11 protein-coding genes are annotated in these 13,172 nt (G+C 70.1%); 5 read left to right on the top strand and 6 right to left on the bottom strand.

Going from position 1 to position 13,172, the window contains the following annotated elements:
- Nucleotides 1–171 precede the first annotated feature (171 nt).
- A complete protein-coding gene (locus ACZ50Z_RS00115; RefSeq protein ID WP_464481715.1) occupies nt 172–606 on the top strand; it encodes an STAS domain-containing protein in 435 nt (144 codons plus the stop codon).
- Here ACZ50Z_RS00115 and ACZ50Z_RS00110 read toward each other — a convergent pair.
- The 6 genes from ACZ50Z_RS00110 to ACZ50Z_RS00085 form a co-directional block, all read right to left on the bottom strand.
- Nucleotides 577–1,365 carry an RNA polymerase sigma factor SigF gene (locus ACZ50Z_RS00110; protein ID WP_067166076.1) on the bottom strand — a complete coding sequence of 263 codons (789 nt, stop codon included), beginning with the start codon at nt 1,363–1,365 and terminating at the stop codon, nt 577–579. The genes ACZ50Z_RS00115 and ACZ50Z_RS00110 overlap by 30 nt on opposite strands.
- Nucleotides 1,362–1,799 carry an ATP-binding protein gene (locus ACZ50Z_RS00105; protein WP_067166079.1) on the bottom strand — a complete coding sequence of 146 codons (438 nt, stop codon included), beginning with the start codon at nt 1,797–1,799 and terminating at the stop codon, nt 1,362–1,364. Before ACZ50Z_RS00105 ends, ACZ50Z_RS00110 begins: the two co-directional genes overlap by 4 nt.
- 436 nt (nt 1,800–2,235) lie before the next feature.
- Nucleotides 2,236–2,547 (bottom strand): protein UsfY, encoded by a 312-nt coding sequence (gene usfY, locus ACZ50Z_RS00100; RefSeq protein ID WP_201358427.1) that lies wholly within the window; start codon nt 2,545–2,547, stop codon nt 2,236–2,238.
- A 48-nt stretch (nt 2,548–2,595) separates the two neighbouring features.
- Nucleotides 2,596–2,979 (bottom strand): hypothetical protein, encoded by a 384-nt coding sequence (locus tag ACZ50Z_RS00095; RefSeq protein ID WP_464481714.1) that lies wholly within the window; start codon nt 2,977–2,979, stop codon nt 2,596–2,598.
- Between the two features lie 163 nt (nt 2,980–3,142).
- A complete protein-coding gene (lat, locus tag ACZ50Z_RS00090; protein ID WP_464481713.1) occupies nt 3,143–4,495 on the bottom strand; it encodes an L-lysine 6-transaminase in 1,353 nt (450 codons plus the stop codon).
- A gap of 63 nt (nt 4,496–4,558) precedes the next feature.
- Nucleotides 4,559–5,011: an Lrp/AsnC family transcriptional regulator gene (locus ACZ50Z_RS00085; protein ID WP_464481712.1), complete on the bottom strand. Its 453-nt coding sequence runs from the start codon at nt 5,009–5,011 to the stop codon at nt 4,559–4,561.
- Between the two features lie 30 nt (nt 5,012–5,041).
- On the opposite strand from ACZ50Z_RS00085, the gene hglS reads away from it, so the two are divergent.
- Genes hglS through ACZ50Z_RS00065 form a run of 4 tightly spaced genes read left to right on the top strand, consistent with a single transcriptional unit; the run spans nt 5,042 to nt 13,171 of the window.
- Nucleotides 5,042–6,277 (top strand): 2-oxoadipate dioxygenase/decarboxylase, encoded by a 1,236-nt coding sequence (gene hglS / locus ACZ50Z_RS00080; protein ID WP_464481711.1) that lies wholly within the window; start codon nt 5,042–5,044, stop codon nt 6,275–6,277.
- A complete protein-coding gene (gene amaB, locus ACZ50Z_RS00075; protein ID WP_464481710.1) occupies nt 6,274–7,794 on the top strand; it encodes an L-piperidine-6-carboxylate dehydrogenase in 1,521 nt (506 codons plus the stop codon). Before hglS ends, amaB begins: the two co-directional genes overlap by 4 nt.
- 55 nt (nt 7,795–7,849) lie before the next feature.
- On the top strand, nt 7,850–8,512 hold the full coding sequence (locus ACZ50Z_RS00070; RefSeq protein ID WP_464481709.1) for a TetR/AcrR family transcriptional regulator: 663 nt from the start codon (nt 7,850–7,852) through the stop codon (nt 8,510–8,512).
- 36 nt (nt 8,513–8,548) lie between these two features.
- Nucleotides 8,549–13,171 carry an ATP-dependent helicase gene (locus ACZ50Z_RS00065; RefSeq protein ID WP_464481708.1) on the top strand — a complete coding sequence of 1,541 codons (4,623 nt, stop codon included), beginning with the start codon at nt 8,549–8,551 and terminating at the stop codon, nt 13,169–13,171.
- The last annotated feature ends 1 nt before the right edge of the window (nt 13,172 follow it).

The raw sequence follows: 13,172 nt of genomic DNA, 5'->3' as shown, positions 1-13,172 counted from the left end.
AGCGTTGTCGCCCCTGGCTACCGCGAGTAGGGTGGCGAGCAAGGTTGAGTTCACAGCCGCCCGGGATACGTCGTTGGCGTGGGGACAGGCGAAACTCCCTGCTCCATCGAACTTTTTAACATCGGCTGACGTATTCCTGACGATTCCGTAGCAGGAATCCTGCTCAACAGGATGGAGTCAGCAATGTCTGTGGCCCAATCGTGGCAACAAAGCCGCACAGCGCAGTTCACCGCCCGGTGGGGCCCGGTGGGCACCCTGATCACGGTCGACGGCGAGCTCGACGCGGCCAACGCGGATCAGCTCGCCGCGTACGTCCAACAGAGCGTCAACCGCTCCCGGCGGGTCATCCTCGATTTGCGCGGCCTGAAATTTGTTGGCACCGCCGGCTTTTCGGCGCTGCACCGGATCAACGTGGTGTGCTCGGCCGCCCAGGTGTCGTGGGCCATGGCCCCGAGCCCGGCGGTGGCCAGGTTGCTGCGCGTCTGCGACCCGGACGGCACGCTGCCGGTGACGACGCAAAAGGCCGAGCCGCTGCTCGAGCCGCTACGGGTCGACGACGACGAAAACCGCCGGCCGCTACTGCAACTGGTCCCGCAGCCGCGTTAGCGATTTCGCCAGCAGGCGTGACACGTGCATCTGTGAGATGCCGACCCGCTCGGCGATCTGTGTTTGCGTCATCGACTCGAAGAACCGCAGCACCAGCACCGTTCGCTCCCGCTCGGGTAACGCCTCGAGCAACGGGCGCAGCGATTCCTGGTCCTCGATGCGGTCCAGGCCGGTGTCCACGTCGCCGAGGGTGTCGGCGATCGCCCGAGCTTCCTCCTCTTCGCCCCCGCCGCCGCTGTCGATCGACAAGGTGTTGTAGGAGCTGCCGGCGACCAGGCCCTCGACGACCTCTTCGCGGTCCATCTCGAGTTCCGCGGCGAGTTCGGTCGCGGTGGGCGCGCGGCCCAGCCGTTGGGACAAATCAGCGGTCGCGGTGCCGAGCCTCAGGTGCAGTTCCTTGAGGCGCCGCGGCACCTTGACCGACCAGCTGTTGTCGCGGAAGTGGCGGCGGACCTCGCCCATGATCGTGGGCACCGCGAACGAGACGAAGTCGGAACCCGCGTCGACGTCGAACCGCACCACCGCGTTGACCAACCCGACGCGCGCCACCTGGACGAGGTCGTCGCGTGGTTCGCCGCGGCCCTCGAAGCGGCGCGCGATGTGGTCGGCCAGCGGAAGGCAGCGTTCGACGATCTTGTCCCGTTGGCGCTGAACTTCCATGGAGTCGGGCGCGACGGAGGCCAACTCCCGGAACATGTCCGGAACATCGGCGTATTCGTTCGGGCGCGAGACCGAACCGCCGGCAGCTCGCGGTGTCACCTGCTGGAGGCCGCCCGTCGCGCCGTCAGCGTGATGCCGAAAACACTGCCGGTTTCATTGGGTTCGCGACCATCGTGAAAAGTCTGGACGTCGTCGGCCAACGACGTCAGCACATGCCAACTGAAGCTGCCGGGCGCCACCACATCGTGGGTGTCGCACGCCGCGGAGGCCTCCACCACCAATTGGTCGTCCTGCGGATCGACCACGACGCTCAGCGTGGCGTCGGGAGTGGCCGAGCGAATCAACCGGGTGCACACCTCATCGACCGCGAGCCGCAGGTCCGCCACCGCGTCGAAATCCAGGTCCTCGAAGGTGCCGATCGCGCCGACCAGGGTGCGCAGCATCGCGAGGTTCTCCAGCCGCGCTGCGACGTGAAGTTCGACGGCGCGATGGCCGCGCGGACGCTTGTTAGCGTGCAATCCAGCATCGTTCATATGGTCTCCCGGCATGGTTTGACTGACACTACTACTGCTCCGCAGCCCGCCGTGGACCGTGCGTTCGAGCCGGTTAGTCATGATCGCCGCCGGGTATTCGGCCCGCTATGGACGGGCCTGAGACGACCGATACGGATCGGACGCGCCGGTACAGGCGCGTCGCGGTAATCGCCGGGGTCACGCTGATCGTTTTGCTCGTGGTCGCGGTAGGCATTTATGTCGGTGTGTTCGTGATTCTGTCCCCCATGATGGGGTGACGACGTCTTAATCCGAGCAGACGCAACCGTTCCGGCACTCATCATGGTGCCCTCCTGATACCCACTCGGCGCCGCCCGTAACCTCGGATTCGGGTTTCCCGCAAAATCTCACAACGGGTGGCGTCATAGCAGGTCACCCGTGGGAAACGGCGGTTCGGCGCTTGGCGCTGGACGGTCTCCTAGCTGGCGGGCCGCTGCCGTAGCACCTCGGGATGTTCGGAGTACCAGCGATCCGCGAGCCGGCGTATCCGGCGGTGCTCCAACCCCAACCAGATCAGACCCAACACCGCGGCGATGACGGCGGTGACGCCCGCGGTCATGCCCTCGTGGTGGTGTCCGGTCGCGAAGGCCGCAAGGCTTCCGCAGGTGCCGATCACCCCTGCGACCACTAACAGGTACCCCGGCCAGTGCAGGACGTCGATCAGCGACTCGCCGGCGAGCGGCCGCGTGGTCCTGAGATGGTCGACGGGGTCGTGATAGGTGTCTCCCATTGGCTGCTCCTCACCGCACCATCAACGTTAGATCGCGGGAAAGCAAACCTAAAGGGCCAGTACCGGACCGGCGATCGGGGCGACACCCATGGCGACCATCAGCGCCATGACGGTCAGCAAAAACCAGCCCGCGCCCTGCCATCCCCACCAGGTCCCGCGGGCCTTCCACACGCGGTAGGTGCGCACGAAAGCCCAGATCCCGGCGGCCAGCGCGATCATCGGGCCGCCGAACGCCAGCAGGGTGCGCTGCGGCGGGCCGCAGGCCACCGTGTCGACGCCCCCGGTCGGACACGTGCTCACCCACACCGCGGCGATCAGCAGGAAACCGACGGCAGCTGCCGTGGCCGCGGCGGCGAACCTGACGGCGGCGAGCACCTCGCGGTCTTCCTGCCCTAGGCGGTCACCGCCCGGTCGCTCGCCTGCTTTCTGCATGGTCCTCACCTCCCCAGATTCAGGCCCAGATTCGGCTCCTGACGTGCCCCGCCCCTGGCCCCGCCTATGTTCATCGCTCGCCGCGCCGGTTTGGTTACAAGCCTGCCCGGCGGCTCTAAGAAATACCCTCTGACAAACCGGGGCAAACGGGCTCGGCCTCAGGTCAGGGCAGGGCGGTCAGGGCGTCGCGAATGGCCCGCATCGCCGCGTCGATGTCGGCCCGCGTGACGGTCAGCGCCGGGCGGAACCGGACGCCGTCGCGACCCGAGGGCAGCGCGATCACCGCGCGCTGCCACAGCAGCCGGATCAGCTCGTCGCGGTCGGCGGCGGTGGGCAGGCTGAACGCACACATCAGCCCGCGGCCGCGGGGATCGAGGACGACGCCGGGGAACTCGACACCGAGTTGCTCGAGGCAGCCCAGCAGGTGGGCGCCCTGCGTGGCGGCGTGCCCGAACAGATCGTCGGCCTCGATCACCTCCAGGATCCGGCGGGCGCGCACCATATCGGCCAGGTTGCCGCCCCATGTCGAGTTCAGCCGGGACGGCACCGCGAACACGTTGTCGGGAACCTCGTCGACGCGTCGGCCCGCCATGATGCCGCACACCTGGGTCTTCTTGCCGAACGCGACCACGTCGGGTTGCACGCCGAATTGCCGGTAGGCCCATGCGGTTCCGGTCAGGCCGCAGCCGGTCTGCACCTCGTCGAAGATCAGCAGGGCGTCGTGCCGGTCGCACAGTTCGCGCATGGCGGCGAAGAACTCGGGCCGGAAGTGACGGTCCCCGCCCTCCCCCTGGATGGGTTCGGCCACGAAGCAGGCGATGTCGTGCGGGTGGGCGTCGAAGGCCGCGCGGGCCTGGGTCAGCGACGCGGCCTCGAGCGCGGCCACGTCGATCCCCGGGCGAAGGTAGGGGGCGTCGATGCGCGGCCAGTCGAACGTGGGGAAGCGGTCCACGGTGACCGGGTTGGTGTTGGTCAGCGACAGCGTGTAGCCGCTGCGGCCGTGGAAGGCGCCGCGCAGGTGCAGCACCCGGGAGCCCAGTGCGGGGTCGACGCCGCGCGCCTCGTTGAACCGGCTCTTCCAGTCGAACGCCACCTTGAGCGCGTTCTCCACCGCGAGCGCCCCGCCGTCGACGAAGAACAGATGCGGCAAGGCCGGGTCACCCAGGACGCGGGCGAACGTCTCGACGAACCGGGCCATCGCCACCGAGTACACGTCGGAATTGCTGGGCTTGTTCAGCGCGGCCGCGACGAGCTCCGCCCGGAATTCGTCGTCGCCGGCCAGCGCCGGGTGGTTCATGCCCAGCGCCGAGGAGGCAAAGAACGAGAACATGTCGAGGTAGCGCCGGCCGTCCCGGGCGTCATAGAGGTAGGAGCCTTCGGAGCGGTCCAGATCGAGCACGAAGTCGAAGCCGTCGACCAGCATGCTGCGCGCCAGCACCTGATGGACGCGGGCGGGATCGCGGCCGGGATCCGCGCGCCGGCCGGCGCGGGCGAAACGTTCCAGGGCGGCCGTCATGACGCCCATGCTACGGGTGAAGTGCCTAATTTTTACACTATTATCGAACTATGCCAGGATAATTTATGGAATATGCTGCCGATCTGTGTAAAAAGTATTCAAAATGATGGTACTGCGGGTCTTGACGTTCGCGGCCGTCCGGATCCGCTGCAACAGGTCCTCGAGCGCTCGGGCGGAGGCGACGCGCACGAGCAGGACGTAGCTTTCTTCGCCGGCGACCGAGTGACACGATTCGATCTCCTCGATGTGCTCGAGGCGAGCGGGCGCATCATCGGGTTGAGAGGGATCCAGAGGAGTGATGGCCACGAACGCCGACAGCAGGTGCCCCACGGACTCCGGGTCGATGCGCGCCGCGTATCCGGCGATGACGCCGCGGGCCTCGAGCCTGCGCACCCGCGACTGGACCGCCGAGACCGACAGCCCCGCGCTCGCCGCCAGCTCCGCCAGCGTCGCGCGTCCGTCGGCAACCAGCTGCCGCACCAGGATCCGGTCGACATCGTCGAGCGTCTCACTCATGGCCGGAGACTATCGCAGGAACGGCGCGCCGTGAGCCCCGCGAAATGGCTGCGGACGTGGCAGCTTCGGGCGCTGTTCGCGGAGGGCCTCTCGGCGATGTACGCCGCCGAGGTGCCCGCCTACGGCACCCTGGTCGCGGTGAGCGAGATGGTCAACGCCGATTTCGTGGGCCGCCACACCGATGCCGAACGATTCGGCTCGCTGCGGCGGGTCACGGCCGAGCGGCACGGCGCCATCCGCGTCGGCAACCCGGCCGAACTGGCCGCGGTCGCCGACCTTTTCGCCGCGTTCGGCATGGTGGCGGTCGGCTACTACGACCTGCGCTGCGCGGCCTCCCCCGTCCCCGTGGTGTCGACCGCCTTCCGTCCTGTCGATGCAAACGAGCTGTCGCTCAACCCTTTCCGGGTGTTCACCTCGATGCTGGCAACCCGCGATGCGCGCTTCTTCGACCGTGATCTGCGCCGCCGCGTCGACACCTTCCTGGCGCAGCGCCGGCTGTTCGATCCCGCATTGCTCGCCTGTGCGCGCGCCGTCACCGCCGAGGGCGGCTGCGCCGGCGACCGGGCGCGCGAATTCGTCGCGGCGGCGGTGGCGGCGTTCGCCTTGTCCAACGAGCCCATCGACAAATCCTGGTACGACCAGTTGTCCCGGGTGTCCGCGGTCGCCGCCGACATCGCCGGCGTCGGCTCCACCCACATCAACCACCTGACGCCGCGTGTCCTCGACATCGACGAGCTGTACCGCCGGATGACTCGGCGCGGCATCGCGATGATCGATGCCATCCAGGGGCCGCCGGGCACCGGCGGGCCGGCGGTGTTGTTGCGCCAGACCTCTTTTCGCGCCCTGGCCGAACGCCGGCGGTTCCGCGGCGCGGACGGCCGCATCAGCGAGGGGGCGCTGCGGGTGCGCTTCGGCGAGGTGGAGGCCCGCGGTGTCGCGCTGACGCCGAAGGGCCGCGCGCGATACGACGCGGCGATGCGCGCTGCCGACCCGGCCGCGGTGTGGGCGGATCACTTTCCGCCCACCGACGAGCAGATGGCCGCCGAGGGGCTCGGCTACTACCGCGGCGGTGACCCGTCGGCGCCGATCGTCTACGAGGACTTCCTGCCCGCGTCGGCCGCGGGCATCTTCCGGTCGAACCTGGACTTCGACGGCCAAACCGCGGACGTGCCAGATGAATCCGGCTACGACGCGCAATGGCTGGCCGGGGCGATCGGCCGCGACATCGCTGACCCCTATGCCCTCTACGAGGAGGCCTGCGCATGACCACCGAGCAGTTACGCGCCCGGGTGCTGGGCGCCTTCGACGCGATCGGCGTCACCGCGAGCCTCGGCGAGCCGGACGCCCGTGGGTTGCCCGCCGGGACACCGATCACCGGCGAGGTGCTGTTCACCGTCGAGCCCACCACGCCCGAGCGCGCCGAGCGGGTGATCGCCGAAGCGGCGCAAGCGTTTTCGGTGTGGCGAACCACGCCCGCGCCCGTCCGCGGCGCGCTGGTGGCGCGGCTGGGCGAGTTGCTGACCGAGTACAAGGACGAGCTGGCCACCCTGGTGAGCGTCGAGGTAGGCAAGATCAGCTCCGAGGCGGCCGGCGAGGTGCAGGAGATGATCGACGTCTGCCAGTTCGCCGTCGGTCTGTCGCGCCAGCTCTACGGCCGCACCATCGCGTCGGAACGCCCGGGGCACCGGTTGCTGGAGACCTGGCACCCGCTCGGCGTGGTGGGGGTGATCACGGCGTTCAACTTCCCGGTCGCCGTGTGGGCATGGAACGCCGCCCTGGCCCTGGTGTGCGGGGACCCCGTGGTGTGGAAGCCGTCGGAGCTGACGCCGCTGACGGCGCTGGCCACCCAGGCGCTGATCGCCCGGGCCTCGGCCGATGTCGGTGCCCCGCCCGCGGTGAGCTCCCTGGTGCTGGGCGAGCGCGACCTCGGCGGGCTGCTGGTGGACGACCCCCGGATCGCGCTGGTGTCCGCGACCGGTTCGGTCCGGATGGGCCGAGAGGTCGGCCCCCGCGTCGCCGCGCGGTTCGGGCGGGTGCTGCTGGAATTGGGGGGCAACAACGCCGCAATCGTGACGCCGTCGGCCGACCTGGACCTCGCGGTGCGGGCCGTGGTGTTCGCCGCCGCCGGAACCGCCGGTCAACGCTGCACCAGCCTGCGCCGGCTCATCGTCCACGAATCGGTGGCCGACGAGGTGGTGGACCGGGTCGTGTCCGCCCTGCGGCAACTGCCCATCGGCGATCCGTCCGCATCGGGGACGCTCGTCGGTCCGCTGATCCACGAGACCGCCTACCGCGACATGGTCGGGGCGCTGGAATGCGCGCGCGCCGACGGCGGCGAGGTCATCGACGGCGACCGCCGGCACCCGCCGGGTCGCGAACAGCCGAGCGCCTACTACGTCGCGCCGGCCGTGGTGCGCATGCCCGCCCAGACCGCGATCGTGGCCAGCGAGACGTTCGCGCCGATCCTCTACGTGCTGACCTACGACGAGCTGGACGACGCGATAGCGCTCAACAACGCCGTGCCACAGGGACTTTCGTCGTCCATCTTCACCACGGACCTGCGCGAGGCCGAACGGTTCCTGGCCGAATCCGACTGCGGAATCGCCAATGTCAACATCGGCACGTCCGGGGCGGAGATCGGCGGCGCGTTCGGCGGTGAGAAGGAGACCGGCGGCGGGCGGGAATCCGGCACGGACTCGTGGAAGGCCTACATGCGCCAAAGTACCAATACCGTCAATTATTCCGGTGCGTTGCCGCTGGCCCAGGGGGTGCAGTTCGGATGAGGCCGATGAATCCATTGTGGCCGTCGTCTCATGTCGTATGAGTACTATCTGACACATGCCGACAGCCCGAAGGCGTCTATCCCCCGAGGATCGGCGCGCTGAGCTGCTCGCTTTAGGGGCAGAGGTTTTTGGGAAGCGACCTTACGACGAGGTCCGCATCGATGAGATCGCGGAACGCGCCGGGGTGTCGCGGGCCCTGATGTACCACTACTTCCCCGACAAGCGAGCGTTTTTCGCAGCGGTGGTCAAGGACGAGGCCGACCGCCTCTACGAGAACACCAACATGGACGACGTCACCGGTCTGACCATGTACGAGGAGATCCGGGTCGGCGTGCTGGCCTACATGGCCTACCACGAGCAGAACCCGGAGGCGGCGTGGGCGGCCTACGTCGGGCTGGGCCGGTCCGACCCGGTTCTGCTGGGCGTCGAGGACGACGCCAAGAACCGCCAGATGGAACACATCATGTCCCGGATCAACCGGCTCATCGCCGAGCTGCCCGCAGCCAGCATGGAACCCGACGTCGAGCGGCACCTGCGGGTGATCCTGAACGGCTGGCTGGCGCTGACCTTCGAGATCTGCCGGCAACGGATCATCGACCCCACCACCGACGCCGACAAGCTCGCCGACGCGTGCGCGCACGCGCTGCTGGACGCGATCGCACGCGTGCCCGAGATCCCCGAGGAGCTCGGCGAGGCGATGTCCACCTCGCGGCTCTGAGCGCATCATGTCGGTCCCCGTTGGCACCATGGGTGGGTGAGCACTCGCACTGATTCCGGGCCACCCGGCCCCTCCGACCCCCTGGGCCGGTTCAGTGCCGTCACCCGCGAGTGGTTCACCGGCACCTTCGACGCCCCGACCACCGCCCAGGCGCAGGCGTGGAACGCCATCGCCGACGGCCACAACACCTTGGTGATCGCCCCCACCGGCTCCGGCAAGACGCTGGCGGCGTTCCTCTGGGCGCTGGACAGCCTCGCCGGCTCGGCCGACCGCCCGCGGGGCACCCAGGTGCTCTACGTGTCCCCGCTCAAGGCGCTGGCCGTCGACGTCGAGCGCAACCTGCGCACCCCGCTGGCCGGGCTCACCCGCATCGCCGAACGCCGGGGCCTGCCGCCGCCGGACATCAGCGTCGGCGTGCGCTCCGGCGACACCCCGCCCGCCACCCGCCGCCAGCTCATCAACCGGCCCCCCGACGTGCTGATCACGACCCCGGAGTCGCTGTTTTTGATGCTCACCTCCGCGGCACGCGAAACGCTGGCCGGGGTGCAGACGGTGATCGTCGACGAGATCCACGCCATCGCCGCCGGCAAGCGCGGCGCGCACCTGGCGGTGTCGCTGGAGCGCCTCCAGGACTTGTCACAGGCGCTGCGGGAGGGCAAGCCCGCCCAGCGGATCGGGTTGTCGGCGACGGTGCGTCCGCCCGAGGAACTCGCCCGGTTTCTGTCCGGTGCTGCGCCGACGACCATCGTTGCGCCGCCGTCGGCCAAGACCGTGGAGCTCACCGTGGCCGTGCCGGTGCCCGACATGGCCAATTTGGCGAACAACACGATCTGGCCCGACGTGGAAAACCGGCTGGTCGATCTGATCGAGGCGCACAACTCGACCATCGTGTTCGCCAATTCGCGGCGGCTGGCCGAACGACTTACCGCCCGCCTCAACGAGATTCACGCCGAGCGCAGCGGCGTGGAACTGTCCACGGACGCCAACCCCAAGGTGGCCGGGGGCGCGCCGGCGCACATCATGGGCTCGGGTCAGACCTACGGCGCCGACGCGATACTGGCGCGCGCCCACCACGGGTCGGTCAGCAAGGAGCAACGCGCCCTGGTCGAAGAGGACCTCAAGCGCGGGCTGCTCAAGGCGGTGGTGGCCACCTCCAGCCTCGAGCTCGGCATCGACATGGGCGCGGTCGATCTGGTGATCCAGGTGGAGGCGCCGCCGTCGGTGGCCAGCGGGCTGCAACGCATCGGGCGGGCCGGGCATCAGGTCGGCGAGGTGTCGCAGGGCGTGCTGTTCCCCAAGCACCGCACCGACCTGATCGGCTGCGCGGTCAGCGTGCAGCGCATGCTGACCGGCCAGATCGAAACGATGCGGGTGCCCGCCAATCCACTCGACATCCTGGCGCAGCAGACCGTGGCCGCGGCCGCGCTCGAGCCGCTCGACGCCGACAAGTGGTTCGACACGGTGCGCCGGGCCGCCCCGTTCGCGACGCTGCCGCGCAGCGTGTACGAGGCCACCCTGGACCTGTTGAGCGGCAAGTACCCCTCCACCGATTTTGCCGAGCTGCGGCCGCGGTTGGTCTACGACCGCGACACCGGCACCTTGACCGCGCGCCCCGGCGCGCAGCGGCTGGCCGTGACCTCCGGCGGGGCCATCCCCGACCGCGGGCTGTTCACGGTGTATTTGGCCTCTGAAGCCGAAAAGCCTTCGCGCGTCGGTGAACTCGAAGAGGAAATGGTCTACGAGTCGCGGCCCGGGGACGTGATCTCGCTGGGCGCCACCAGCTGGCGGATCACCGAGATCACCCACGACCGGGTCCTGGTTATCCCGGCGCCCGGGCAACCGGCCCGGTTGCCGTTCTGGCGCGGTGACGGGGTGGGCCGCCCGGCCGAGCTGGGCGCCGCACTCGGCGCGTTCACCGGGGAGCTGGCCGGCCTCTCCCGGGAGGAATTCGAGACCCGTTGTGCCGGGCTGGGTTTCGACGCCTACGCCACCGACAACCTGGTACGCCTGCTCGACGAGCAGCGGACCGCCGCAGGAGTGGTGCCCACCGACACCACCCTGCTCGTCGAGCGGTTCCGTGACGAGCTCGGTGACTGGCGGGTGATCCTGCACTCGCCGTACGGGCTGCCGGTGAACGGACCGCTGGCGCTGGCGGTGGGACGGCGGCTGCGGGAACGCTACGGCATCGACGAGAAGCCCACCGCGTCCGACGACGGTGTCGTGGTGCGGTTGCCCGACACGGTGTCCGATTTCGCATCGGACACGGGTGAAACTCCGCCCGGCGCTGACCTTTTCGTATTCGACGCCGACGAGATCGATCCGATCGTCACCGACGAGGTGGGCGGCTCGGCGCTGTTCGCGTCGCGGTTCCGCGAGTGCGCGGCCCGCGCCCTGCTGTTGCCGCGCCGCCACCCCGGCCGCCGCTCGCCGCTGTGGCAGCAGCGCCAGCGCGCCGCCCAGTTGTTAGAGGTGGCCCGCAAATACCCCGACTTCCCCGTGGTGCTGGAGACCATCCGCGAATGCCTGCAGGACGTCTACGACGTCCCCGCCCTGGTGGCGCTGATGACCGGCATCGCCCAGCGCAGGGTGCGGGTCCTGGAAGCCGAAACGGCCAGCCCGTCCCCGTTCGCCGCGTCGCTGTTGTTCGGCTACGTCGGCGCGTTCATGTACGAGGGCGACAGCCCCCTGGCCGAGCGCCGGGCCGCGGCGCTGTCGCTGGACAGCACGCTGCTGGCCGAGCTGCTGGGCCGGGTGGAGCTGCGCGACCTGCTCGATCCCGACGTCATCGCCGCCACCGGCCGTCAGCTGCAGCACCTTTCGGCCGAGCGGGCCGCCCGCGACGCCGAAGGCGTCGCGGACCTGCTGCGGCTGCTGGGCCCGCTGACCGCGGAAGAGGTCGCCGCCCGCAGTGACGTCGCCGACGGCAAAAGCGTTGCCGGCTGGCTGGAGGGCTTGCGCGCCGCGCGGCGCGCGCTGACGGTGTCGTTCGCGCAGCGCAGCTGGTGGGTGGCCATCGAGGACATCGGGCGGCTGCGCGACGGCATCGGCATCCCGGTTCCGCTGGGCGTGCCGGCCGCCTTCACCGAGGAGGTGGCCGACCCGCTGGGCGAGTTGCTGGGCCGCTACGCGCGCACCCACACCCCGTTCACCACGGCCGAGGCCGCCGCGCGTTTCGGGCTGGGGCTGCGGGTGACGGCCGATGTCCTGGGCCGGCTTGCCGCTGACGGCCGGCTGGTGCGCGGCGACTTCGTCGCCGCGGCCGAAATGCCCGGCGCGCCCGTGGCCGGGGGCGAGCAGTGGTGTGACGCCGACGTGCTGCGCATCCTGCGGCGGCGATCGCTGGCGGCGCTGCGGGCCCAGGTCGAGCCGGTCAGCACCGCCGCTTACGGGCGGTTTTTGCCCGCCTGGCATCACGTGGGCGCAGCCGAATCCGCGCGCACCCCAGGCCATTCCGGCCTGGACGGGCTGGTGTCGGTGATCGATCAGCTGGCGGGTGTGCGAATGCCGGCGTCGGCCATCGAGCCGCTGGTGCTGGCCCCCCGGGTCCGCGACTACTCCCCCGCGCTGCTCGACGAACTGCTCGCCACCGGCGAGGTCACCTGGTCGGGCGCCGGGACGATTTCGAGTAGCGACGGCTGGATCGCGTTGCATACCAGCGAATCAGCGCCGTTGACGCTCGCCGGGCCCGCCGATATCGACCTGGGCGACGCCCACCGCGCCATCCTGGACATGCTGGCCGGGGGCGGCGCCTACTTCTTCCGTCAACTCGCGCAAAGCGGGTTCGCCGACGCCGAGCTCAAAGCCGCACTGTGGGAACTGATCTGGGCCGGCTGGATCACCGGCGACACGTTCGCCCCGGTCCGCGCGATCCTCGGCGGCACCGGAACCCGCAAACGCTCCCAGCCGGCGCACCGGTCGCATCGCCCCCCACGGCTGAGCCGCTACAGCGTCGCGCACGTGCAGGCCCGGCCCGCCGACCCGACCGTGGCCGGCCGATGGTCGATCCTGCCCGCCCCCGAGCCGGACTCCACCCTGCGCGCCCACTACCAAGCCGAACTGTTGCTGGGCCGCCACGGCGTACTGACCAGGGGCGCGGTGTCCTCCGAGGGCGTCTCCGGCGGGTTCGCCACCCTCTATAAGGTGCTCAGCGCCTTCGAGGACGCGGGGCGGTGCCAGCGCGGCTACTTCATCGAGTCGCTGGGCGGGGCGCAGTTCGCCGTCGCGTCGACCGTCGACCGGCTGCGCACCTTCAGCGACGGCGTCGACCCGGAACGGCCCGAGTACCGGGCGATCGTGCTGGCCGCGGCGGACCCGGCCAACCCGTACGGCGCGGCGCTGCCCTGGCCCGCCGCCGGCGGCGAGGGCGCGCGCCCGGGCCGCAAGGCCGGCGCGCTCGTCGTGCTGGTCGACGGCGGGCTGGCCTGGTTCTTGGAGCGCGGCGGGCGCTCGCTGCTGACCTTCACCGACGATCCCGCGGCCCACCAGGCGGCGGCGGCGGCCCTGGCCGATCTGGTGGCCTCCCGCCGCGTGGCGGGGATGCTGGTGGAGCGCATCGACGGGGTGCCGGCCCTGGCGCCCCGCGCGGACGGGTCCGGCCCCCTGAGCGCGCTCGCCGAAGCCGGATTCCACACGACGCCACGCGGGATGCGACTGCGCTGAG

The organism is Mycobacterium sp. NTMscope_MAC_269 (genome assembly GCF_976985695.1).
Note: the sequence above shows the minus strand (reverse complement) of the source record. Positions and strands in the feature narration are given on the sequence as shown.

What these genes read in the sequence shown, in the direction of transcription:
- ACZ50Z_RS00095 (WP_464481714.1), bottom strand. Translation starts at nt 2,979, where the DNA reads ATGCAGAAAGCAGGCGAGCGACCGGGCGGTGACCGCCTAGGGCAGGAA.
- ACZ50Z_RS00115 (WP_464481715.1), top strand. Translation starts at nt 172, where the DNA reads ATGGAGTCAGCAATGTCTGTGGCCCAATCGTGGCAACAAAGCCGCACA.
- ACZ50Z_RS00070 (WP_464481709.1), top strand. Translation starts at nt 7,850, where the DNA reads ATGCCGACAGCCCGAAGGCGTCTATCCCCCGAGGATCGGCGCGCTGAG.
- ACZ50Z_RS00105 (WP_067166079.1), bottom strand. Translation starts at nt 1,799, where the DNA reads ATGAACGATGCTGGATTGCACGCTAACAAGCGTCCGCGCGGCCATCGC.
- amaB (WP_464481710.1), top strand. Translation starts at nt 6,274, where the DNA reads ATGACCACCGAGCAGTTACGCGCCCGGGTGCTGGGCGCCTTCGACGCG.
- lat (WP_464481713.1), bottom strand. Translation starts at nt 4,495, where the DNA reads ATGACGGCCGCCCTGGAACGTTTCGCCCGCGCCGGCCGGCGCGCGGAT.
- ACZ50Z_RS00085 (WP_464481712.1), bottom strand. Translation starts at nt 5,011, where the DNA reads ATGAGTGAGACGCTCGACGATGTCGACCGGATCCTGGTGCGGCAGCTG.
- usfY (WP_201358427.1), bottom strand. Translation starts at nt 2,547, where the DNA reads ATGGGAGACACCTATCACGACCCCGTCGACCATCTCAGGACCACGCGG.